At 64.2% G+C, this 21,655-nt stretch carries 26 protein-coding genes; 16 read left to right on the forward strand and 10 right to left on the reverse strand.

Going from position 1 to position 21,655, the window contains the following annotated elements:
• Position 1: 1 nt before the first annotated feature.
• Genes U1702_RS07190 through glmU form a run of 4 tightly spaced genes read right to left on the reverse strand, consistent with a single transcriptional unit; the run spans position 2 to position 2,443 of the window.
• Positions 2-376: a type II toxin-antitoxin system VapC family toxin gene (locus tag U1702_RS07190; RefSeq protein ID WP_332723339.1), complete on the reverse strand. Its 375-nt coding sequence runs from the start codon at positions 374-376 to the stop codon at positions 2-4.
• On the reverse strand, positions 373-747 hold the full coding sequence (locus U1702_RS07195) for a ribbon-helix-helix protein, CopG family (protein ID WP_332723340.1): 375 nt from the start codon (positions 745-747) through the stop codon (positions 373-375). Before U1702_RS07195 ends, U1702_RS07190 begins: the two co-directional genes overlap by 4 nt.
• A 20-nt stretch (positions 748-767) precedes the next feature.
• Entirely contained in the window at positions 768-1,091 is a 324-nt protein-coding gene (locus U1702_RS07200; RefSeq protein WP_332723341.1) for a hypothetical protein, read from the reverse strand.
• Positions 1,088-2,443, reverse strand: coding sequence for a bifunctional UDP-N-acetylglucosamine diphosphorylase/glucosamine-1-phosphate N-acetyltransferase GlmU (glmU, locus tag U1702_RS07205; RefSeq protein ID WP_332723342.1), 1,356 nt, complete (start codon positions 2,441-2,443; stop codon positions 1,088-1,090). The genes U1702_RS07200 and glmU overlap by 4 nt, the downstream gene beginning before the upstream one ends.
• 73 nt (positions 2,444-2,516) lie before the next feature.
• On the opposite strand from glmU, the gene U1702_RS07210 reads away from it, so the two are divergent.
• Entirely contained in the window at positions 2,517-3,230 is a 714-nt protein-coding gene (locus U1702_RS07210) for an HAD-IA family hydrolase (RefSeq protein ID WP_332723343.1), read from the forward strand.
• On the opposite strand, the gene U1702_RS07215 is transcribed toward U1702_RS07210, so the two are convergent.
• Genes U1702_RS07215 through U1702_RS07230 form a run of 4 tightly spaced genes read right to left on the reverse strand, consistent with a single transcriptional unit; the run spans position 3,175 to position 5,697 of the window.
• The gene (locus tag U1702_RS07215; RefSeq protein WP_332723344.1) at positions 3,175-4,176 is read right to left on the reverse strand and encodes a nucleotidyltransferase domain-containing protein; all 1,002 of its coding nucleotides are present in this window, start codon (positions 4,174-4,176) and stop codon (positions 3,175-3,177) included. The genes U1702_RS07210 and U1702_RS07215 overlap by 56 nt on opposite strands.
• Positions 4,173-5,036 (reverse strand): HprK-related kinase A, encoded by an 864-nt coding sequence (locus U1702_RS07220; RefSeq protein WP_332723345.1) that lies wholly within the window; start codon positions 5,034-5,036, stop codon positions 4,173-4,175. The genes U1702_RS07215 and U1702_RS07220 overlap by 4 nt, the downstream gene beginning before the upstream one ends.
• Positions 5,036-5,302, reverse strand: a complete 267-nt coding sequence (locus U1702_RS07225) for an HPr-rel-A system PqqD family peptide chaperone (RefSeq protein WP_332723346.1) — start codon at positions 5,300-5,302, stop codon at positions 5,036-5,038. Before U1702_RS07225 ends, U1702_RS07220 begins: the two co-directional genes overlap by 1 nt.
• Positions 5,303-5,307: 5 nt before the next feature.
• Positions 5,308-5,697: a hypothetical protein gene (locus U1702_RS07230; protein WP_332723347.1), complete on the reverse strand. Its 390-nt coding sequence runs from the start codon at positions 5,695-5,697 to the stop codon at positions 5,308-5,310.
• A gap of 97 nt (positions 5,698-5,794) precedes the next feature.
• On the opposite strand from U1702_RS07230, the gene U1702_RS07235 reads away from it, so the two are divergent.
• The 7 genes from U1702_RS07235 to phoB all read left to right on the forward strand — a co-directional run bounded on the left by U1702_RS07235 (position 5,795) and on the right by phoB (position 12,981).
• Positions 5,795-7,006 carry a sensor histidine kinase gene (locus U1702_RS07235; protein ID WP_332723348.1) on the forward strand — a complete coding sequence of 404 codons (1,212 nt, stop codon included), beginning with the start codon at positions 5,795-5,797 and terminating at the stop codon, positions 7,004-7,006.
• Positions 7,007-7,089: 83 nt separating this feature from the next.
• Positions 7,090-8,118, forward strand: a complete 1,029-nt coding sequence (locus U1702_RS07240) for a substrate-binding domain-containing protein (RefSeq protein WP_332723349.1) — start codon at positions 7,090-7,092, stop codon at positions 8,116-8,118.
• A gap of 16 nt (positions 8,119-8,134) precedes the next feature.
• Positions 8,135-9,508, forward strand: a complete 1,374-nt coding sequence (pstC, locus tag U1702_RS07245; protein WP_332723350.1) for a phosphate ABC transporter permease subunit PstC — start codon at positions 8,135-8,137, stop codon at positions 9,506-9,508.
• Entirely contained in the window at positions 9,501-10,754 is a 1,254-nt protein-coding gene (pstA, locus tag U1702_RS07250) for a phosphate ABC transporter permease PstA (RefSeq protein ID WP_332723351.1), read from the forward strand. The genes pstC and pstA overlap by 8 nt, the downstream gene beginning before the upstream one ends.
• A gap of 74 nt (positions 10,755-10,828) precedes the next feature.
• Positions 10,829-11,575 (forward strand): phosphate ABC transporter ATP-binding protein PstB, encoded by a 747-nt coding sequence (gene pstB, locus U1702_RS07255; RefSeq protein ID WP_332724633.1) that lies wholly within the window; start codon positions 10,829-10,831, stop codon positions 11,573-11,575.
• Positions 11,576-11,588: 13 nt separating this feature from the next.
• Positions 11,589-12,287 (forward strand): phosphate signaling complex protein PhoU, encoded by a 699-nt coding sequence (phoU, locus tag U1702_RS07260; RefSeq protein ID WP_332723352.1) that lies wholly within the window; start codon positions 11,589-11,591, stop codon positions 12,285-12,287.
• 1 nt (position 12,288) lies between these two features.
• Positions 12,289-12,981, forward strand: a complete 693-nt coding sequence (gene phoB / locus U1702_RS07265; RefSeq protein ID WP_332723353.1) for a phosphate regulon transcriptional regulator PhoB — start codon at positions 12,289-12,291, stop codon at positions 12,979-12,981.
• Between the two features lie 211 nt (positions 12,982-13,192).
• Here phoB and U1702_RS07270 read toward each other — a convergent pair whose 3' ends face one another.
• Positions 13,193-13,330 (reverse strand): hypothetical protein, encoded by a 138-nt coding sequence (locus U1702_RS07270; RefSeq protein WP_332723354.1) that lies wholly within the window; start codon positions 13,328-13,330, stop codon positions 13,193-13,195.
• 652 nt (positions 13,331-13,982) lie between these two features.
• On the opposite strand from U1702_RS07270, the gene U1702_RS07275 reads away from it, so the two are divergent.
• Positions 13,983-14,879: an SDR family NAD(P)-dependent oxidoreductase gene (locus U1702_RS07275; protein ID WP_332723355.1), complete on the forward strand. Its 897-nt coding sequence runs from the start codon at positions 13,983-13,985 to the stop codon at positions 14,877-14,879.
• A gap of 59 nt (positions 14,880-14,938) precedes the next feature.
• Entirely contained in the window at positions 14,939-16,003 is a 1,065-nt protein-coding gene (locus tag U1702_RS07280; RefSeq protein ID WP_332723356.1) for a hypothetical protein, read from the forward strand.
• Here the strand turns inward: U1702_RS07280 and U1702_RS07285 are convergent.
• The gene (locus U1702_RS07285; RefSeq protein ID WP_332723357.1) at positions 15,994-16,401 is read right to left on the reverse strand and encodes a DoxX family protein; all 408 of its coding nucleotides are present in this window, start codon (positions 16,399-16,401) and stop codon (positions 15,994-15,996) included. The two genes, U1702_RS07280 and U1702_RS07285, sit on opposite strands and share 10 nt — an antisense overlap.
• A 196-nt stretch (positions 16,402-16,597) precedes the next feature.
• On the opposite strand from U1702_RS07285, the gene U1702_RS07290 reads away from it, so the two are divergent.
• From U1702_RS07290 to U1702_RS07315, 6 genes are all read left to right on the forward strand, one after another.
• Entirely contained in the window at positions 16,598-17,476 is an 879-nt protein-coding gene (locus U1702_RS07290) for a hypothetical protein (protein WP_332723358.1), read from the forward strand.
• Between the two features lie 79 nt (positions 17,477-17,555).
• Entirely contained in the window at positions 17,556-18,047 is a 492-nt protein-coding gene (locus U1702_RS07295; RefSeq protein WP_332723359.1) for a pyridoxamine 5'-phosphate oxidase family protein, read from the forward strand.
• Between the two features lie 10 nt (positions 18,048-18,057).
• The gene (locus U1702_RS07300; RefSeq protein ID WP_332723360.1) at positions 18,058-18,960 is read left to right on the forward strand and encodes an alpha/beta fold hydrolase; all 903 of its coding nucleotides are present in this window, start codon (positions 18,058-18,060) and stop codon (positions 18,958-18,960) included.
• Between the two features lie 39 nt (positions 18,961-18,999).
• Entirely contained in the window at positions 19,000-20,325 is a 1,326-nt protein-coding gene (locus U1702_RS07305) for an MFS transporter (RefSeq protein WP_332723361.1), read from the forward strand.
• On the forward strand, positions 20,322-21,242 hold the full coding sequence (gene cysK / locus U1702_RS07310; RefSeq protein ID WP_332723362.1) for a cysteine synthase A: 921 nt from the start codon (positions 20,322-20,324) through the stop codon (positions 21,240-21,242). The genes U1702_RS07305 and cysK overlap by 4 nt, the downstream gene beginning before the upstream one ends.
• 22 nt (positions 21,243-21,264) lie before the next feature.
• Positions 21,265-21,639 carry a hypothetical protein gene (locus U1702_RS07315; RefSeq protein ID WP_332723363.1) on the forward strand — a complete coding sequence of 125 codons (375 nt, stop codon included), beginning with the start codon at positions 21,265-21,267 and terminating at the stop codon, positions 21,637-21,639.
• Positions 21,640-21,655: the final 16 nt, after the last annotated feature.

Here is a 21,655-nt window from a genome sequence, read left to right on the forward strand (position 1 = left end):
TCTATCCTTGGTGAAATTGGGGGACACGGACGCCCGGCATATTGGCAGGGAAATCCTTCGTATTGTTTGTTACCAGAATGCGATGGTTGACCTGTGCCGATGCGAGCACGACCGAATCCGCCAGTTTCAGGCGGGGACGTTCACGCCGCAATGCTGCGGCATGTTCAGCAATCCGCGAATCAAGCTCGTCGATCGAAAATCCGCCAAGGAACATGTTGATGTTGCGCAGCGTTGCGCCGCGTTCCTTCGACAGCACTTCGATCCACGTAACGCGGCTGATCCATGGGCGATCGACCCGCGCGATCTCGGCATGTGCCACCGGATCGCCAATCAGGGAATAGATCAGGATATTGCTGTCAAAGGAATAGCCGCTCACTTGTCGGGCACGGTCCACTGGCCGCCGTTACGCGCGACCATGTTCAGATATATCTGCCGCTGCCGATCATCCTCGGCATCGAACAGATCGGGAAATTCGGCCTTCACTTCCTCATAATCATCGTCCCACGGTCGCGTCCACGACGCCCGCTCGCGCCGCTGCCATTCGACAGCATTTCCGATATCGGTACGGTCTTTCCAGATGCCGAAAGCCTGATCCAGCCAGTCCTTGTCATTCGGGCCTTTCGACTGCGCCTTATAGCTTGTTACCGCCTCCCGCAGCACGGAGGCGCGCGACTTGCCCTGCTCGGCAGCCTGGCTGTCGAGCCATTTGATGTCCTCATCGGGCAGATCGGCAAGGATACGAGTCATAATGATATACTGATATCATATCACGATATCATGTCAATGCGGGAAGTTGGTGTCCACGAAGTTGCGCGTGAACTCGACCGGGTCGGGTTCATGCCTTGCGCCGCAATGAACTTCGCGCGCCCCTTCACCCACACTTCGCGGATCGCGCCGGCCATCCCGTCGGGAAACTGCATCCGCTGTGCCACGATCGTGCGCCAGTCGCCGGTTGCGCCGAATATCTCACGGAACTTTGGCTCCATTGCAGTCAGCGTAGCGTCGCTTTTCGCGTCCAGCACGCCGATCGCGTCCAGGACATAGCTGTCGAGCAAGCGCAGAAACGGCTTGCCGGCGTAGATATCGCTCATTTCGCCGCCTTCCGCGCCAATGCCGCCGCACGAAAGCGCTTCGCCCAGCCCGCAAGTGATGTCTGTTCGGGTCGAACCAGCGCCAGCGCATCCGCCTCGACAGCCTTGGTAATTACCGATCCGGCGGCGACAATGGCGCCGTCGCCGATCTTCACCGGCGCGACCAAAGCGCTGTTCGATCCAATGAACGCACCCTCGCCAATCTCCGTGCGGTATTTGAAGTACCCATCATAGTTACAGGTGATCGTGCCCGCGCCGATATTCGCACGCGCGCCGATTTCGGCATCGCCCAGATAGCTCAGATGGTTGGCCTTCGCCCCCTTGCCGAGCACGGCCTTCTTGGTCTCGACGAAATTGCCGACGCGCGCTGCCTCGCCCACCACAGTGCCGAGCCGCAGCCGGGCATAGGGGCCGATCGACGCGCCGGAGGCGATCGTCGCGCCCTCGATATGGCAGAATGCGTGGATCGACGCGTTATCCGCAATCGTCACGCCGGGACCGAACACCACGTTCGGCTCGATCGTCACATCACGTCCGATCACCGTGTCATGCGCGAACCACACGGTTTGCGGTGCGATCAGCGTCGCGCCCTCCGCCATCACCTGCTCGCGCCTTGCGACCTGCCAGCGTTCCTCGGCATACGCCAGTTCGGCGCGGCTGTTGATTCCGATCACTTCGTCGGCATACGTCTCGACCACGACCGCACGGTCACCATCGGCGAGCGCCAGCATGACGATATCAGGAAGGTAATATTCACCCGCCGCATTGTCGTTCCCCACCCGGTCGAGCAGCGGCCACAGGTCCGCCGCACGCACTGCGGTCACGCCGGAATTGCACAGATCGACCGCGCGCTCGGTATCGCTGGCGTCCTTATACTCGACCATCTTCGAGATCGCGCCGTCGCCGTCCGCGATGATCCGGCCATAAGCCTTGGCATCGTCAGGACGGAAACCCAGCACGGCGATGCGCGGTGCGTCGGCAGCGTCCAGCCGTGCCGCCATCGCCGCGATGGTCTCCGCCTTAAGGAACGGCGTATCCCCGAAACACACGATCGCAATGCCATTAAACCCGGCCAATGCCTCGCGCGCCATCAGGGCGGCGTGCGCCGTACCCAATTGCTCGGCTTGATGCGCGATCCGCACGCCCAGCGGCGCGACTGCTGCCTCGACCTGTTCACGGCGGACGCCGACGACCACGACCTTCTCCGCCGCGCCGGCCTTGTCGAACGCGTCCGCCAGATGCAGCAGCATCGGCTGTCCCGCGATCGGGTGCAGCACCTTGTGCAGATCGGACTTCATCCGCGTGCCGCTGCCCGCAGCCAATATGATCGCGGCGATTGGTGGCGTCGTCATGAAGTCCCTCCGTGGCGCGGCCCTGCCACGATTATGTTGCTATTTCCATAGCATCGCGGGCATCGGCGACGGCATGGCTGATTTCCCCTTCGACATTGTCGGCTTCGACCTCGACGGCACCTTGCTCGACACCAGCGCTGACCTGCTCGCCGCGACCAACCATGCGCTCGCACTGGTCGGACGGCCCCTGCTTGTAGCGGACCGGATCAGGACGATGATCGGCGGGGGCGCGAAGAACATGCTGAAACAGGGGCTGATCGAATCGGGTGGGGATGACGATGCGGCGATGGCGCGCGCCTACCCCGCCCTGCTCGAATTTTATGGCAACAATCTCACCAACGGCACCCTGCCCTTTCCAGGCATGATCGCAGCGCTCGACGACCTCACAGCGCGCGGGGTCAAACCCGCCGTCGTCACCAACAAGTTCGAGCGCTTCGCGGTGAAGCTGCTCGCCGAACTCGGCCTCGACCACCGCTTCGCCTGCATCATCGGCGGCGACACGATGGGCAAGGGCAATGCGAAACCGTCCGCCGCACCGATCCACGAGATGATCCGGCGTTGCGGCGGCGGTCGCTCGGCGTTCGTCGGCGATTCGATCTACGACATCATGGCCGCAAAGAATGCGGGGATTCCGTCGATCGCGGTCAGCTTCGGCTTCCTGATGCAGCCGGTCGAGGAACTCGGCGCTGACGCCGTGATCGACGGGTTCGACGAACTCGTCCCCGCCCTGCTCAGGCTGACGAATGCCCCATCCGCCACTTCGTCCACAAATGCCGCGCCAGCATGAGCGGCGGCATGCGCAGCCAGTGGCCGCGCAGGTAGAAGGCGAACTCGGTTCCCTTGCGCGTCCGCCGTCCCCAGCCGTCGCGGGATAGCAGGCGACGCACGAACAGCCGGTCGGTCAACGTCAACGCCGCGCCGTCTCCAAACAACGCCGCCGACAGCCGAAGCGACCGCTCGACCTCGTGCGATAGGCCATGATGCGCGGAACAGACGGCCAGCTTCAACGCAAAATCCTCACCGCCAAACTCGTCGATCAAGCAGCGGATATCCCACAGGTTGCGCAAGCCGCCGGCCAGATCGCCATCCGCGAACAGATGCGCCGCCGCATGGACGATCATCCCCTCCGGCGGCAGCACCAGCAGCCCGTTCTTCAGCGATACGCCGCTCGCGATCAGCGCCGCCGCATCGGGCGTGATCCGCGCGGTCAGCGGCAGGATCGTGTGATGCACATCGATCATCCGGTCGCGGTCGCGATGGATCAGCGGCGGCAGCTCGTGCATCCAGCGTCGGTAATAGGCATCGTCATAGGGATCGGGCTTCACCCACTCCCACCCCGCCGCCAGCAACAGCGCCTCCGCCTCCTCGATCCGCTCGCGCAGCACCAGGATGTCGAGGTCACCGATCTGCCGCCCGACCCCCGCCGACAGACCTGCGGCAACAAACGCGGTCCCTTTGAGCAACACCACCGGCATGCCCGTCGCGGCCAGCGCGCGCCGCGCCATCTCCGCTTCCCACAAAGCCGCGACACGGCCCTGCTCGGCCACCGCCCGCGCATCGCCCAAAACGCGCCGCGCACTTTCCGGCATCGCCAACCCGTCCAGCCGGTGCGCCAGGGTCCCAAGCAATACCTCCGCCCGCGCCGCCGCCAGCAACCCGGTCCAGTCGCCAGCGTCCAGCACCAGCACAGTCTGCGGATCGCGCAGCGCGGCGACGAGCAACGCGGCGCTCATGCGAATTCCTCCCACAGCCGCTCGACCATGGCGATTGCCGACTCGGTATCCGGATAATCGATCGCCCGCGCCGGCACCTCGCGCACGAACCGCGTCAGCGCATCGAACCCCGTCTCGCCCATCGTCACATAATTGGTCGATGCCTGGGTCAGCCGCACGAAACACTCGCTGCGCAACACTTCCCGCTCCGCCGCAGCAAATCCGAATCCAGGGAACAGCAGCAGGGTCGGAACGGCGGGCATATCCATCGCGGCAATCGCTCGGGCATCCGGCACCAGATGCCGGATCGTGCCCTTCGGCGTCCCCTCCAGCAGCGGCCCCCAGCGCGCATCCGGCAGCACGCCCCGCATTACCCCGATCGCTTCATTCTTAAGGCTGATGAGGCGCGGAAACGCATGCACCCTCCCCGTCGTCGCATCGACCAGCGCAAACTCGTCCCCCATCAACCGCCACCCGCGCGCCATCAGCAGCGCCGCCAGCGTCGACTTCCCCGATCCGGACTCGCCGGTCATCAACAGCGCCTTGCCGTCCTTCTCAACGGTCGATGCGTGCAACAACAGATAGCGCTGCTGCCCCAGCGCCATTTGCAAATTCATCGCCATTTCGGCCGCGAGCAACCCCTGTGCCAGCGGCAGCGGCGCGGCGTCGGGCAGCACGAAGTCGCCGCCGATATGCACCGAAGGGCGCACGCACCGCCGCCACGGTCGCGCCGCGAACAGGCAGACGTTGAAATCGGGGATACCGTCCTGCGGCTGCGGATAGTCGCGGTAGAGATCGTCCAGCGCCGCAATCGGCGCGCGCCAGTCGCTTCCTACGCGAAACCCAACCGGCCCAATCCGCAGCATTGTCGAGTGGCGCATCAGATGCGCTCGACCAGGCCCGCCAGGACCAGCTCGTCCAGCCGGGCCGCCAGCGCCCCCGCATCGGGGTCAACCAGATCATGCGCCGCCGCCAGCGCCGCCAGCGTCTCCTCCAGCGTCAGAGCCTCGGCCAGCACCGCGATCAGCTCCGGAACGGGTGAATCCACGACATGGGTTATTCCCGACGCACGATGATAGATCAGGGTCAGGTCGTCGAGCGCTTCGACCCGCAGCGTCGCGGGCGATGCCGCGCGATAGCGTGTCACAGGCTTCAGCGACGCCCTGCGATCGACGCGAAACAGGTGAACCCGCTGGTCCCCCGCTGCAGCTTGCCGATATAGTTGGTATAGGCACGGCTCTGTTCATAGCTCGTGCCCGGCAGCGTGCCGCCGTTCAGCGCCTGCTTCACTTCCTCACCGCGAAAAGCACGTCCGGCGGGCGGAAACGCGCCGACCGTCCCCGGCGGCACCAGCGATCCGTCGGCGGCGATATAATTGCCCGCCCGACCCGCATCCGGCACCGGGATCTCGCAATTCAGCACCGACCCGGTGGTCTGCGCCAGCGCAGGCTTGATCGACACGATCGCCGACGCGCTCGCCGCGCCCAGCATCAGTGCGCGGCGGTTCGGACCCTTGCCCGTCGGAGGGGTGCTGTCGCTCATGATTTCCTTCCTGCCACCCTTGCCTTTCACAAAGGTGAATCGCGCGCAAGCATTCAAGCGCTATCGCCATCCGTCACGTCTCGGCTAGATTATGCGAATGTCCCGCCTTGCCACGCCCCGCACGCTGTTCGCCATCGCCGCGATACTCGTCACTGCGCTCACCGCCTGGTTCGCGGTCAATGCCGAGGCTGCCGGAATCGCGCTCGTCGGTGCCGCCGTCGCCGCGCTGATCGCCGCGGCTCCGATCGAGGAGGACATGCCGGCGGCGCCGTCCGACCCCGCCAGCGCGCCCGACGGGATCGCCGACGCGATCGAGGCGATTTTCGAGCCGGTGCTGCTGGTCGCGGCCAATCGCGTGGTCGCCGCCAACCGCGCCGCGCGCGCCGCGCTGGGCGATCACATTTTGGGGGAGGATGTCCGTGTGGCGATCCGCCATCCCGCCGCTGCCGAACGGCTGCTCAATCCGGAGGAAACCGCCCCCGGCGCGCCCATCCATCTGGTCGGCCTGGGCACGCGCGACCAGCGCTGGGAAATGCGCGTCCGCGCGCTCCCCGGCGGTCAGCGCATCGTTCACCTGAGCGATCGCACCGGCGACTATGCCGCCGATCGCATCCGCGTCGATTTTGTGGCCAATGCCAGCCACGAATTGCGCACACCGCTCGCCTCGATCCTGGGCTTTATCGAAACGCTGGAACACGCCGCCGACGATCCCGAAACCCGCACCCGATTTCTGAAGGTGATGGATACCGAAGCGCGGCGGATGCAGCGGCTGATCGACGATCTGATGTCGCTGTCGCGGATCGAAGCAGAGAAGTACCGCGCGCCTGACGACTCGGTCGATCTCGCGGCACTGACGGCGGAAGTGCGCGACGAGCTCGCCTCGCTGTCGCCGAAGCGCGCGGGCGATATCGCTATCCGTATCGCCGATATACCGGCCGTACGCGGCGACAAGGTGCAGCTGTCGCAGCTCCTCCACAACATCGTCGGCAACGCGATGAAATATGGCCGCGACGGCACGCCGGTCACGGTCGCGTTGTCCGCCGTCGATGGTTCGATGATTCGCCTCGCCGTGTCGGACGAGAGCGAAGGGATCGCCCCCGACCATCTGCCCCGCCTGACCGAACGCTTCTACCGCGTCGATTCGAGCCGCAGCCGTGCGGCGGGCGGCACCGGTCTGGGCCTCGCCATCGTCAAGCATATTGTCGAGCGGCATCGCGGTCGGCTCGACATCAGCAGTATCGTCGGCACCGGCACGACAGTGACGATATTGCTCCCGGCGACGCCCGCGCCGGATACTGTGTCATCATAACGTAACGCTACTGCAACACAGGCCCGGCGGCGGGGTCGGCCACCCGCCAAAAAGCGACTCGCACTTGGCCGAGGGGACTTCACATGCGCAGCCTTACCTTGATCGCCATCAGCGTGATGGCACTCGCCGGTTGCGGCCAGCAGGCCAGCCGGGATCAGATCAAGGTGGTGGGATCGTCCACCGTCTATCCGTTCACCACCGCCGTTGCCGAAGCGTTCGTCAACAAGAGCACGCAGGCCAAGGCACCGGTGATTGAACAGGGCGGCACGGGTGCCGGCATGAAGCTGTTTTGCGGCGGCATCGGCGTCGCGCATCCCGACGTGGTCAACGCATCGCGCCGGATGAAGAAGTCCGAACAGGAGATCTGCGCCAAGAACGGCGTCACCGACATTATCGAGGTTCAGATCGGCAGCGACGGCATCGCGCTGGCCGAATCGGTCTCCGGACCGAAACTCGCTTTGACCCGCAAGGACCTCTACCTCGCCCTCGCCGCTAATCCGATGGGCAAACCCAACACGGCGAAGACATGGGCCGACGTAAACCCCGCTTTGCCCGCCATTCCGATCAAGGTGCTCGGCCCGCCCTCGACCAGCGGCACGCGCGACGCCTTTGCCGAACTGATTCTGGAAAAGGGCTGCGAAGCCGCCAATCCGGAGGCCAAGGCGCTGAAGGAGTCGGACAAGACCAAGTTCGACAATCTGTGCCTGCTGATCCGCAGCGACGCCGCCTATGTCGATTCGGGTGAGAACGACAATCTGATCGTCCAGAAGCTCTCGACCGACCCCAACGCGATCGGCATCTTCGGCTACTCCTATCTCGAAGAGAATGCCCAGCGGTTGAAGGGTATTCCGATCGAGGGCGTGTCGCCCAGCTATGAGACGATCGCCGGATCGACCTATCCCGGTGCGCGCGCGCTCTATATCTATATCAAGAAGCAGCATCTGAAGGCCGTTCCCGGACTGAAGGAATTCGCCCGCCAATATTCGGAAATGTGGAACCCCGATGGTCCGCTGACCAAGCGCGGCCTGATCGCCAGCCCACAGGCGGCGCGCGACGCATCGTCGAAGGCGATCGAGATGGAAACGCCGCTCGACCCGGCATCGCTGAAGTAAGGCTGGGCAAACCTAAGTGAACCTCTACGCGCTTCTCTTTCTGGTCGCAGGGCTGGGCGCCATCGCCTGGCTCACCGGTCGTGCGCGCGCCGCGCGGTTCGGCGCAGTCAGCAGCCGTCGTCTGCACTCGCTGCCGGGTCAGCATGGCCTGTATGTGGCGATGTGGACGGTCATCCCGACGCTGATCTTCGTCATCGTCTGGCTGGTGTTAACCCCGTCGCTGGCGACCGAGGCAGTGTTGCGCGCACCGCAGGCGGTCGAGATACCCACCTTCGGCTATGAGCGCGAAGCGGTGCTCAACGAGATCCGCGCGCGCGCGGCGGGCAGCGAATATGGCTTCTACCCCGTCGCCGAACAATTGGCCCCGGTCTACGCGCAGGCCAGCCGCTTTTACGCCTGGATCGGCACGGGGATTGCGATCCTGCTCGCCTTTGCCGGCGGTGCCTATGCCTATACCCGCGTTCGCGCCGACTTTCGTGCACGCACCCGGGTCGAGCGGATGGTTATGCTGACATTGTTGGTCGCATCGCTGATCGCGATCCTCACAACGCTTGGCATCTTCCTGTCGCTTCTGTTTGAATCAATACGCTTTTTCTCGATGGTGCCGATCACTGACTTTCTGCTGGGGACGCTGTGGAGCCCGCAGGTGATCGATCCCGCCGATCCCGGCGCGACGCTGGGCGCGGTGCCGTTGTTCTGGGGCACTTTCTTCATCGGCGCGGTGATTGCGATGTTCGTCGCCATTCCGTTCGGGCTGATGAGCGCGATCTATCTGACGCAATATGCCAAGCCGGTCGTGCGGCAGTGGATGAAGCCGCTGCTCGAGATTCTCGCGGGCGTGCCGACCGTTGTTTACGGCTATTTCGCGGCGCTCACGGTCGGTCCGGCGATCCGCGATATCGCGGTGTCGATGGGCTATACCTATGCCAGTTCGGAAAGCGCGCTCGCCGCCGGTCTGGTGATGGGCGTGATGATTATTCCGTTCGTGTCCTCGATGGCGGACGATAGCATCGCCGCCGTCCCCAGCGCGATGCGCGACGGCAGTCTGGCAATGGGCGCGACGTCGAGCGAAACGATCCGCAAGGTGCTGCTCCCTGCCGCGCTTCCCGGCGTGGTCGCGGGCGTGTTGCTCGCCGTCAGCCGCGCGATCGGCGAGACGATGATCGTGGTGATGGCTGCCAGCGGTGCCGCCAATATCACGCTCAATCCGCTCGACAGCGCAACCACCGTCACGAAGCAGATCGTCGACCTGCTGACCGGCGAATCCGAATTCGACAGTCCCAAGACACTGGCAGCCTTCGCGCTGGGCCTGACGCTGTTCATGATTACCTTCCTGCTCAACATCGTCGCCCTGCGCGTTGTCAAGAAGTATCGCGAAGCTTATGACTGAGCGCGAACCCACCGACTGGAAAACCAGCGCGATGCAGCGTCGCATTCGCAGCCGTTATCGCGCCGAACGCCGGTTTCGCGCGATCGGGTTGGCGGCGGTGGTCATTTCGGCCTCCTTCCTGTTCTTCCTGCTCGCGGTGATGCTGGGCAACGGGGCCGCCGGGTTCATGCGCACCGAAGTCGCGCTCCCGATCGATTTCAAGGCGGCGCCGCTTGAGGTCGATCGCGCGCAACTGTCCACGCGCGGGGCCGATTTGGCACTCGCCGGGGCCGGATTGCAGGACCGTGTCGCAACTGCCGCGACCGCCGCGTTCGGGGACAAGGGCGAGGAACTGATTGCGGACAACGCATGGACCGCCGTGCGCGACGCGATCAAGGACGATCCCAATTTGCTCAGCCAGAGCGAACATATCTGGGTCCCCGCCTCCAGCGATCTCGACTCCGCGGCGGACGGCGGCAGCACACCGGAATTGCGCGCCGAGGTCCAGAAATTGCGCGAACGTCAGGCGATGCGCAGCGGCTTCAACGCCGGGTTCCTGAGCGGCGCGGATTCGACCGATCCGACCGCCGTCGGCATCTGGGGCGCGCTCAAGGGGTCGCTGCTGACGATGGCGATCACGCTGCTAATTGCCTTTCCGATCGGCGTATTCTCGGCCGTCTATCTCGAAGAATATGCCCCGCGTAACCGCTGGACCGACCTGATCGAGGTGTCGATCAACAACCTCGCTGCCGTCCCCTCGATCATCTTCGGCCTGCTCGGCCTGGCGGTGTTCCTCGGCACGTTCGGCCTGCCCCGTTCGGCGCCTCTGGTGGGTGGCCTCACGCTCGCGCTGATGATCATGCCCGTCATCGTCATCGCCGGGCGCAATGCGATCAAGGCGGTGCCGCCGTCGATCCGCGATGCAGCCCTGGGCGTCGGTGCCAGCCGCATCCAGGTCGTGTTCCACCACGTCCTGCCGCTCGCCCTTCCCGGTATCCTGACCGGCACGATCATCGGCATGGCGCGCGCGCTGGGCGAGACCGCACCGCTGCTGCTGATCGGCATGCGCGCGTTCATCGTTACCCCGCCCGGCGGCGTGTTCGATCCCGCGACCGTGCTGCCGGTCCAGATCTTCCTCTGGTCCGATGAAGTCAGCCGCGGCTTCATCGAAAAGACCAGCGCCGCGATCATCGTGCTATTGGTGTTCCTGCTGGCGATGAACGCCGTCGCCATCTATCTCCGCAACAAATTCGAGACCCGCTGGTGATGACCCAAGTCGATTTTGCAGAAACCGCTCACGACACCGGCGCGCCCGCAGCGCATGTCGGCCAGCATCCCAAGATGCAGGCCAAGGGCGTCAACGTCTTCTATGGCGAGAAGCAGGCGATCCGCGATGTCTCGATCGACGTCGACATGGACAATGTTACCGCGTTCATCGGCCCGTCGGGCTGTGGCAAATCGACGTTCCTGCGCACGCTCAACCGCATGAACGACACCGTCGCCAGCGCGCGGGTCGAGGGTGATATCACGCTCGATGGCGAAGACATTTATGGCAAGGCGATGGACGTGGTGCAGTTGCGCGCGCGCGTCGGCATGGTGTTTCAGAAACCGAACCCGTTCCCCAAATCGATCTACGAAAACGTCGCTTATGGCCCGCGCATCCACGGGCTGGCGCGGTCGAAGAGCGACATGGACCAGATCGTCGAGCGTTCGCTGCGGCGTGCCGGCCTGTGGGAAGAGGTCAAGGATCGCCTGCCGGAAAGCGGTACCGCATTGTCTGGCGGTCAGCAGCAGCGTCTATGCATCGCCCGCGCCATCGCGGTCGATCCCGAAGTGATCCTGATGGACGAACCCTGCTCCGCGCTCGACCCGATCGCCACCGCCAAGATCGAGGAACTGATTCACGAACTGCGCGGACGCTATGCGATCGTGATCGTCACGCACAATATGCAACAGGCCGCACGCGTCTCTCAGCGCACCGCCTTCTTCCACCTGGGCACGCTTGTGGAATATGGCGAGACCGACCAGATCTTTACCGCGCCGCGTCAGGAGCGGACCAAGGACTATATTACCGGCCGATACGGTTGAGGAGTTACGGATAATGGCGACCGGCCACGAACATACCGTCAAGGCGTTTGACGAGGATATCAAGCATCTGCGCGCGCTGATCTCGCAGATGGGCGGGCTGGCGGAACAGGCGATTTCCGATGCCATGACCGCGCTTCAGAGGGGCGATACCAGCCTGGCGAAGGTGGTTCGCGCCAAGGACAAGGAGATCGACGCGATCGAGGCCGAGGTCGAGAAGCTCGCGGTCCGCGTCATTGCGCTGCGCGCACCGATGGCCGACGATCTGCGCGAAGTGGTCGCCGCGCTGAAGATCGCCGCCGTGGTGGAACGGATTGGCGATTATGCCAAGAACATCGCAAAGCGCGTGCCGCTGGTCCACACGCCCGGTGCCGGTCGGATCGAGGCGATTTCGCTGCTCCCTGCCATGGCGCAGATGGCGAGCGAAATGGTCCACGACGTGCTCGACGCCTTTTCCGCACGCGATGCCGAAGCCGCGATCCGTGTGTCCGAACGCGACAACCGGCTCGACGATTTCTACGACAGCATCTTCCGCACCCTGGTGACCTATATGGTCGAGAATCCGCGCACCGTCAGTGAAGTCGCCCACCTGCTGTTCGTCGCCAAGAATATCGAGCGGATCGGCGATCACGCCACCAATGTCGCCGAAATGGTCTATTTCGCCGCGACCGGCAATTATCTCGCCGACCGCGACACAGAGACGGCGGAGAATTGAAATGAGCCGGGTGCGCATGCTGCTGGTCGAGGATGACGCGGCGCTCGCCGAACTCCTCATCTATAATTTCAAGCGCGAGGATTTCGAGATCCGCCACACGCCGGATGGCGAAGAGGCGCTGTTGCTCGCCAAGGAATCACCGCCGGACATTGTCCTGCTCGACTGGATGGTCGAAAGCCTGTCCGGGATTGAGGTCTGCCGCCGCCTGCGCCGGATGAGCGAGACGGCGAACGTGCCGATCATCATGCTGACCGCGCGCGGCGAGGAAGAGGACCGCGTTCGCGGGCTTGAAACCGGTGCCGACGATTATGTCACCAAGCCGTTTTCCCCACGCGAACTCGTCGCCCGCGTCGGTGCGGTGCTGCGCCGCGTGCGTCCTGCTCTTGCGGGTGAAGCGCTGAGCTATTCCGACATTGAAATGGACACGGTCGGGCACAAGGTCCGCCGCGGCGGCGACGTCGTCCCGCTCGGCCCGACCGAATTCCGCCTGCTCAAGCATTTCCTGGAGCATCCCGGCTGGGTGTTCTCACGCGAGCGGTTGCTCGACGCGGTGTGGGGCCATGACAGCGACATCGAAAGCCGTACCGTCGACGTCCATATCCGGCGGCTGCGCAAGGCGATCAACACCGGCAACCGGCCCGATATCATCCGCACCGTTCGCTCGGCCGGATACGCGCTCGACGTCGGACACTGAGGCCCTTCACGGACAGAGCGCCCCGGTTCGGCTGCGAAACGAGGAAAGATTGGGCACCTGATGCGTTGCGGGGACGAGCGAATTTGCTCTGACCCGAAACAGTCAGGAGAAGATCTCATGAAGCTGATCGCACTTGCGGCAGCGCTTGCCATGACCGGCACCGTCGCGGTGGCACAGGATATGGCTCCGCCCGCACCACCGACTCAGGAGGCTACGCCGCCTGTAGAACCGGCCCCGCCTCCGCCGCCGCCTGCCCCTGCGCCACCACCGGCACCAGAGTCAGCGCCGCCTCCACCGCCACCGCCTCCACCGCCGGCCGCACCGGGTACGGCATCGGCGGATGAGCCAACCGGCGGCTATCAGCCCGCGACACCACCGCTTTCGGGCCCGCTTCAGCCAGGACAGACGGTCGTCGTCCAGGCGTCGAAATCCCCGGCGGAAGCCTATCCGGCTCCCGCATCGCTCGACAAATATCCGGTCTGCAAAAAGGGTCAGTACGACAATTGCCGTCAACGCGGAGGCTGATCTTTTGGCGGGTGCGGCGGTTCGCCGCGCCCGCTACCGCCTGGGGTCAGGACTCAATACCGGCAATGCCCGTGATCGTGCCGGGAAGTCTGCTGGCGAGGCGGACTGTGAAGTGCGTTGAGGCGCTACACGCGAGAGATCCAGCTCGATCCCGACCCTAGCGTGGTTTCACGATCCATTTTCGTTTCGACAGGCGCAACATCGGCTTTCCACAAAAGCGGCAATTGCTCTCATATGTGTCGCCGGCCACGCGAACGGCGTCGAACGATCTTTCATGTTTACCGATTACGCACCTTAACCGGCCTCTCAGCCACCCGATCATCCAAGGCTCCACAGTTGATCCCGGTCAGCTTGGTTGAGAAACACGCGGGCGTCGAGAGGCATTCTCCCCCTTTTGGGGGATTTCCTGGGGATAGCGTCGCTTGCGCAACGCTCCACCCGCCTTCACTAGGGTTCACGAATAACTGGAGGGTGCCGTGTCCATTCGCTTCGACGACCGTGTTGCCATTGTTACCGGGGCCGGCGGCGGCCTGGGCCGTGCCTATGCACTCGAACTGGCCCGGCGCGGGGCGAAGGTGGTCGTCAACGACCTTGGCGGTACGCGCGACGGTTCGGGCCATTCCGATGCCGCGCTGAAGGTGGTCGAAGCGATCGAGGCGGCGGGCGGCACGGCGATGTCGAACGGCGGCAGCGTCACCGACTATGCCCAGATGCAGGAAATGGTCGCCCGCACGGTCGAGAAATGGGGCGGCGTCCATATCCTCATCAACAATGCCGGCGTGCTGCGCGACAAGAGCTTCGCCAAGATGGAGCCGGAGGATTTCCGCTTCGTCGTCGACGTCCATTTGAACGGCTCGGCCAATGTGACCAAGGCGGTGTGGGACGGGATGCGCGAGCAGAATTACGGCCGAATCCTGATGACGGCATCCTCGACCGGGCTGTACGGCAATTTCGGCCAGGCCAATTACGGTGCCGCCAAGCTGGGCCTCGCGGGTCTGACCAAGACGCTGTATCTGGAGGGCGCGAAGTATAATATTCGCGTCAACACCCTCGCCCCCACCGCTGGCACGCGAATGACCGAAGACATTTTCCCCGAAGCCGCATTCAAGGCATTCACGCCGGAGAGCGTCGCCCCCGCCGCGCTGTTTCTGGTCAGCGAGGATGCGCCAACCAACATGATCGTCGGTGCGGGTGCGGGCGTGTTCCAGGCCGCCTATGTCACGTTGACCAACGGCGTCCGCTTACAGGGCGACGATCTTTCGCCCGAAGGCATTGCGGCGAACTGGAGCGCGATCACGGATCGCACCGGGGAGATCGTGCCGAAGTCCGGTGGCGAACAGGCGATGACAATCATGACGAAGCTTCAGGGCTGACACGGCGTATTGCATCACTAACACACTAATGGTAGCCTTTCCGAACAGGAGGGACCGAAATGTATAGCGAAAGCGATCTCAACAGCGCGGTGGAGGCGGGGGTACTGACACCGGATTCCGCCGCCGCATTCCGCGACCATGTCGCCACCACGCACGCCGCGCCGATCGTCGATGAGGAGCATTTCCGGCTGCTCACCGGCTTCAACGACATTTTCGTCGCCATCGCCGCCGCGCTGATGCTGGCCGCCGCCGCCTGGATCGGGGCGGAGATCAAGCCGTGGCTTGGCGGCATTGCGGCCGCTGGACTCGCCTGGGGGCTGGCCGAGTATTTCACGCGTGTTCGGCGCATGGCGCTGCCCAGCATCCTGCTATTGCTGGCGTTCATCGCGGGCGTCGCGGGCGCGCTGGTCGGCGTCGTTGCCGACAATCTCGACACGCTCGAACGCCTGATCGGCCGCGACAACGATACGCTGGCCAAGCAGGTCGCCAGCGGCATTGCCGCAGTCATCTGTCTGGCCACCGCCGGTGCGGCATGGCTGCACTGGCGCCGCTTCACCGTGCCGATAACCGTTGCCGCTGGGGCGGTCGCGGTCGTCGGCGTGCTGTTCGCACTCATCATGACCAGCTTCGCCGGGGCGGAACGCTGGGCAATGCCGATCGTGCTGGCGGGCGGTGTACTGGTATTCTTGTTCGCCATGCGCTGGGACATGTCGGACAGGGAGCGCACGACGCGCCGTTCCGATGTAGCTTTCTGGCTTCACCTTGCCGCCGCGCCGATGATTGCGCATCCGATCTTCCACATGCTGGGCGTGTTCGACGGCAATGTCGCACCCGGCATCGCGGGCATCGTGCTGTTGCTTTATGTCGGCTTCGCCGCGCTGGCGCTGGCGATCGACCGGCGCGCGCTGCTGGTCTCCAGCCTCGCTTATGTCCTTTATGCGATGTACGCGCTGTTCACGAGCGCCGGGGCGGTCGAGCTGGGCGCGGCGTTGACGGCGTTGGTGATCGGATCGGCGTTACTGACGCTATCGGCCTTCTGGCAGCCGATGCGCCGCCTCGTCGTGGGGCCGCTGGGCGGCATTGCCGGACGGCTCCCGCCCGTCCAGCCGCCCGCCTACGCTTGATCGGATCGGGGCGTGGCCGGTCGGCTGCGCCCCGGCCACACCTCTCCCACCCACAAAGCCCATAGCACGATCAGCGGCTGGGCCAGCAGGCGTGGGCCGTGATACCAGATCGACAGACCCGTACCGGACTCCAAATCGATCATCGCGTGCTTGATGTTCGCCGGGAAAACGCACACCGCATAGAGCGCAAGCAACATCCCCGCCCACCAGCGGAACCGCCGCTTCACCAGCCCCAGCGCGCCTGCAATCTCGCAAATACCCGTAACCAGCACCATTTCGCGCGGCAACATCACCCAGTCCGGCATCACTTTGAGAAAGACGTCCGGCGCCGCCAGATGGACCACGCCCGCAGCGAGATAGATCAGCGCCAACAGCCAGCGCGATGCGGCACGAACCATCCCGCTTCCGATCAATCGCACCGAAAATTACCCAAAATGAAGATACTCCCGATAGTATTCGCGCAAAATGAGTAGCTGCCGCGTTGCACAAATGATGAATTCCGCCTTCACCTTGCGGTCGAATTAGGGGAATTCAAGGCGTTGGTGCGTAATAGCGTCATTACCGTATATCCGTCATGTGATGGTGGTTGAGCCGATGCAACAGCATCAGACCGCCGCCCCGCTTCAGGGTCATCGTTTCGACGCGCTGCTCAGCGAGTTCGCGGCCTCTGCGATGTCTGCCGGAATCGCCGCGCTGGGGTCGCCCAATCGCACGCTCATCTTCGCCGCTACTGCGCGCGCCTGCGGGCCATTTGACACCGGGATGGGCCGATCGCGGCCGGTCAGCGTCAACGCGCTCGCAGCCTCGCTGGAACGCCCGTTCGAGACGATCCGGCGTCAGGCCAACATGCTGATCGAGACCGGCCTGGTCGTGCGGAACGACGCCGGCCTGTCCGTGCCGCTGCACGCAATCGCCGATCCGCGTGCGGCGCGGATGACCGATCGCTGCCACGACCTGCTCGTCCGGCTGGTCGAGGATGCGCGCGCCGCGAACCTGATGCTCCCCGAAGCGCGCCCGAGCGTCGCCTATGATCCGCGTGCCGGTGTCGGCATCGCGCTCGACCTGCTCCTCGCCACGGTCGAATGTCACAGTGAACGTCACGAAAACTGGACGCGCCTCGCACTGCTCTTCGCCATCGAGTGGGCAAGTCATCGCTTCGCCCACCCGCCTGCACCGGATGCGCCGACCGCTGGAGTAAAGCCGAGCATGGTCGCGCGCATTGTCGGCCTGCCCTATGCGACGGTGTCGCGGAATATCGAAATGCTCGTCGCGGACGGCAAGCTGCGCCGCCTTCCCGATGGCCTGGTGATCGCGCCCAAACTGCTGGCTGCACCCGCCGCCGCCGAGGCGCGAATCGCGCTCGCCAACCGCGCGCGCCAGTTGCTGGGCCGCCTTGCCCAGCTGGGGTTCCCGCTAGAGCAGCCCGCGCTGGCCTATATCGAACGTCGGCCACCGCTTCCCGCGCTCGGCTAGGAGGGCCGGCGCGGTATCGTACCGGAACCGACTGCCCACCCACCCGTTCCCGCTGCATCCCCGAAACAGGAGCAGCCCCATGCCCACCCCACAGGAACTCAAGGATAAATTCTGGAAAGCGCTCGACGACGATCGCACGCTTTTCCTCGGTCTGGACGGCGTCGATGACGGCCATGCGCAGCCGATGACCGCGCTGCGCGATACCGACAGCGATGGCGGCCCGATCTGGTTCTTCACGACGAAGGACAATGGCATCGTCCAGTCGTTGCAGGAAGGCAGCCGCGCGATGGCGCATTTCGTCACGAGGGGTCATGATCTGTGGGCAACGCTCCACGGCAATCTGTCCGTCGACACTGACCGCGCGGTGATCGACCGGTTGTGGAATCCCTTCGTCGCCGCCTGGTACGAAGGTGGAAAGGACGATCCGAAATTACAGCTGCTGCGCCTCGATGCCGAAAGTGCGCAAATCTGGCTCAACGAGAACAGCCTGTTCGCAGGCATCAAGATGTTGCTCGGTGCCGATCCCAAGCAGGAATATCGCGACAAGGTCGCCGAAGTTTCGCTCAATTGAGGAAAACGCCATGTCTTACGTAAAGACCCGCGACGGGACCGATATCTACGTCAAGGATTGGGACGGCGGTGGCCGTCCCGTCGTCCTGCTGCATGGCTGGCCGCTATCGTCGGACAGCTGGGACCCGCAGGCGATGGCGCTGGCCGAGGCCGGGTTTCACGTCATTGCCTATGACCGGCGCGGCTTTGGTCGCTCGGCACAACCGTGGAACGGCTATGATTACGACACGCTGAGCGACGATCTGGCCGACGTAATGGAGGGCACTGACGCAACTGACGACGTCACGCTCATCGGCTTCTCGATGGGTGGCGGCGAAGTGGCGCGCTATATGTCCCGTCACGGCGGCAAGGGTGTTACCGCCGCTGCACTCATCAGCTCGGTCGTGCCGTACATGCTCAATACCAACGACAATCCCGATGGCGTGCCACAGGAGAAGCTCGAAGAAATCGCCGCCGGGATCAAGGAAGACCGGGCGAAATTCTTCGCTGGCTTCTTCAAGGACTTTTTCGGAGTCGGCATGCTCTCGCACCCGGTGTCGGACGAGACGCTGAACTGGGCATGGCGGCTGGCAATGCAGGCCAGCCTACGCTCGACGCTGGAATGCGCCAAATCGTTCGGCTTTACCGACTTCCGGTCCGACCTGGCCGCGTTCAAGGTGCCGACGCTCGTTCTGCACGGGACTGCGGACGCCACGGTCCCGATCGACGCAACCGGGCGTGCGGCGGCTGTGGGCATCGCCAATGCCCAGCTGGTCGAATATGACGGTGCGCCGCATGGCCTGTTCGCCAGCGAAAGCGACCGGCTGACCCGCGATTTGCTGATCTTCCTCGGCGATTCCACCAAACGCTTAAACACCCCGCGCAATGAATCCTTCGTTGCGCAACCGGGCGCGGAAACACTAGAGGCCCGTTAAGCCGCTACCGCTTCGGGTGGGTGCTTTTGACAGGATTGCATGGCCCCCCACCCGTTTACCATCCATAATTACCGCGCCTATTGGATCGCCCGGCTCGCCTCCACGCTGGCCGGGCTTTCGATGGTCGTGGTGATCGGCTGGCAGGTTTACGACATCGCGCGCGAAACGATGGGCGTGCGGGAGGCTGCGTTGCAGTTGGGCTTTATCGGGCTTGCCCAATTCCTGCCCCTTCTCGCGCTGTCTCTAGTGACCGGCTGGATAGCTGATCGTCTCGACCGCCGCTGGATTATTCGCGGGGCGATCGCGCTAGAGACGCTCTGCGCCGCGATCCTCGCCTGGCTGACCTGGACCGATACCGTCACGATACCGGCCTTGTTCGGGGTCGCCGCACTGCTGGGTGTCGGGCGGGCATTTGCCGGCCCGGCGCTGAGTGCGCTGGCCCCGAACCTCGTCCCCACCGCCTCGCTCCCCACCGCCATCGCACTCAGCGCGCTGGCGTGGCAGGTCGGGTCGATCGGCGGTCCCGCGATGGGCGGCTATCTCTATGCGGCAAACCCGGCTTTGCCCTATATCGTGTCGGGCGGGCTGTTTCTGTTGTCGTTCGTGATGATGATGCTGGTGTCCCACATTCCGCGCTCGCGCATCGAAGCGGGCGGCAGCCCGTGGGCGCAGATGGTCGATGGCCTGCGCTATGTGCGCCGCAACCGCCTGATCCTCGGCGCGATCTCGCTCGACATGTTCGCGGTGCTGCTGGGTGGTGCGACCGCTATGTTGCCGATTTATGCGCGCGATATCCTGATGATCGGCGCCGACGGCCTAGGCCACCTCCGCGCCGCCCCCGCCATTGGCGCGGTGGCAGTCGCACTGATCCTGTCATGGCGACCGCTCAAGACCAATGTCGGGGTCAAGATGCTGTGGTCCGTCATCGGCTTTGGCGTGGCGACGGTGGTATTTGGCTGGGCCGGACCGTTGATGGTCGGCTGGTTTGGACCGGACATGGTCGGCAGCGATTTCGCGCCCGCCGTGCTGGTTTCGCTAGGCGCGCTGGTCGCGCTCGGAGCGTTCGACATGATTTCGGTCTATGTCCGCTCGTCGCTGATCCAGCTCTACACCCCCGATGCGATGCGCGGACGGGTCGGTTCGGTGTCCACGCTCTTCATTTCCAGCTCGAACGAGCTCGGCGAGGCGCGCTCGGGCTTTCTCGCCGCGCTGATCGGGCCACTGGTCGCAGTTGTCGGCGGCGGATTCGCTGCCATCTTGGTAACTGCGCTGTGGGCGCGTATCTTTCCGGAATTGCGCCGGGCACGAACGTTCGACCCGCCGGTGAACCTTGCGGAGCCTATCCCAGAGGAGACGAAAATATGAAGGCCACCACCGTCTTGGAGACAATCGGCAATACCCCGCACATTCGCGTCAAGCGGCTGTTCCCCGACGCCGAGGTGTGGATCAAGTCGGAGCGTTCCAACCCCGGCGGATCGATCAAGGACCGCATCGCGCTGGCGATGGTCGAAGCGGCGGAAGCGTCGGGCGATCTGAAACCCGGCGGCACGATCGTCGAGCCGACCAGCGGTAACACCGGCGTCGGTCTGGCAATGGTTGCCGCCGTCAAAGGCTACAAACTGATCCTTGTCATGCCCGAAAGCATGAGCATCGAGCGTCGCCGACTGATGCTGGCCTATGGTGCCAGCTTCGACCTGACCCCGCGGGAGAAGGGCATGAAGGGCGCGATCGAACGCGCGATCGAAATCGTCGAGTCGACCGACGGGGCATGGATGCCGCAGCAGTTCGAGAATCCGGCGAATATCGACGTTCACATCCGCACCACTGCGCAGGAAATCCTCGCCGATTTCGCCGACGCGCCGCTCGACGTGCTCATCACCGGCGTCGGCACCGGTGGCCACATCACCGGTGTCGCGGAAACGCTCAAGAAGAGCTGGCCGAACCTGAAGGTCTTTGCGGTCGAGCCTGAGCTCTCCCCGGTCATCTCCGGCGGTCAGCCGGGACCGCACCCGATCCAGGGCATCGGCGCCGGCTTCGTGCCCAAAAACCTTCATACCGACGCGATCGACGGCGCAATTCAGGTCGATGCGGGCGATGCCAAGGAATTTGCGCGTCGTTCGGCGCGCGAGGAAGGGCTGCTCGTCGGCATCAGTTCGGGTGCGACTCTCGCGGCGATTGCGAAGAAATTGCCGGACCTTCCGGCGGCTTCGCGGGTGTTAGGGTTCAATTATGATACAGGTGAGCGCTATTTGAGCGTTCCTGACTTCCTTCCGGAGAGTTGAAGGACTCGCTTTCGCCTCCGTAATGAGTAAGCTGTCCGAGTCGGGGAATCACGGCTTCCGGGGGGAAAACGTGCGAAATGCAATGATCTGCGTCAGCGTGATGCTGGCGATGTTTCTGGCTTGGCCGATGGTCTTCGGCAGTGAGAAATCGTCTGCGGTGAGGGCCGCGGCGGTGCCTGTGGCGGTTGCCGCAGTACCCGCCGTCGCCACCGGCGCAGACGCCAAACTCGTCAAGACTGCGGTGCGAACGGCGCGGCCGCCCGTCGCCAAGGTGCTGGAAAGCTGTTTCAAACGCTACGAGCGCGAATATGCCAGCTGTGGTTCGACCAACAGCAGCTGTCGCATGAAAGTCGCCGATAGCTGGGATTTGTGCGAGGCGACCGGGTTCTGGCCGTAGATATTTCGGCCTGATC

Source organism: Sphingomonas sp. LT1P40 (assembly GCF_036663835.1).
In the GTDB taxonomy this organism is placed as follows: domain Bacteria; phylum Pseudomonadota; class Alphaproteobacteria; order Sphingomonadales; family Sphingomonadaceae; genus Sphingomonas.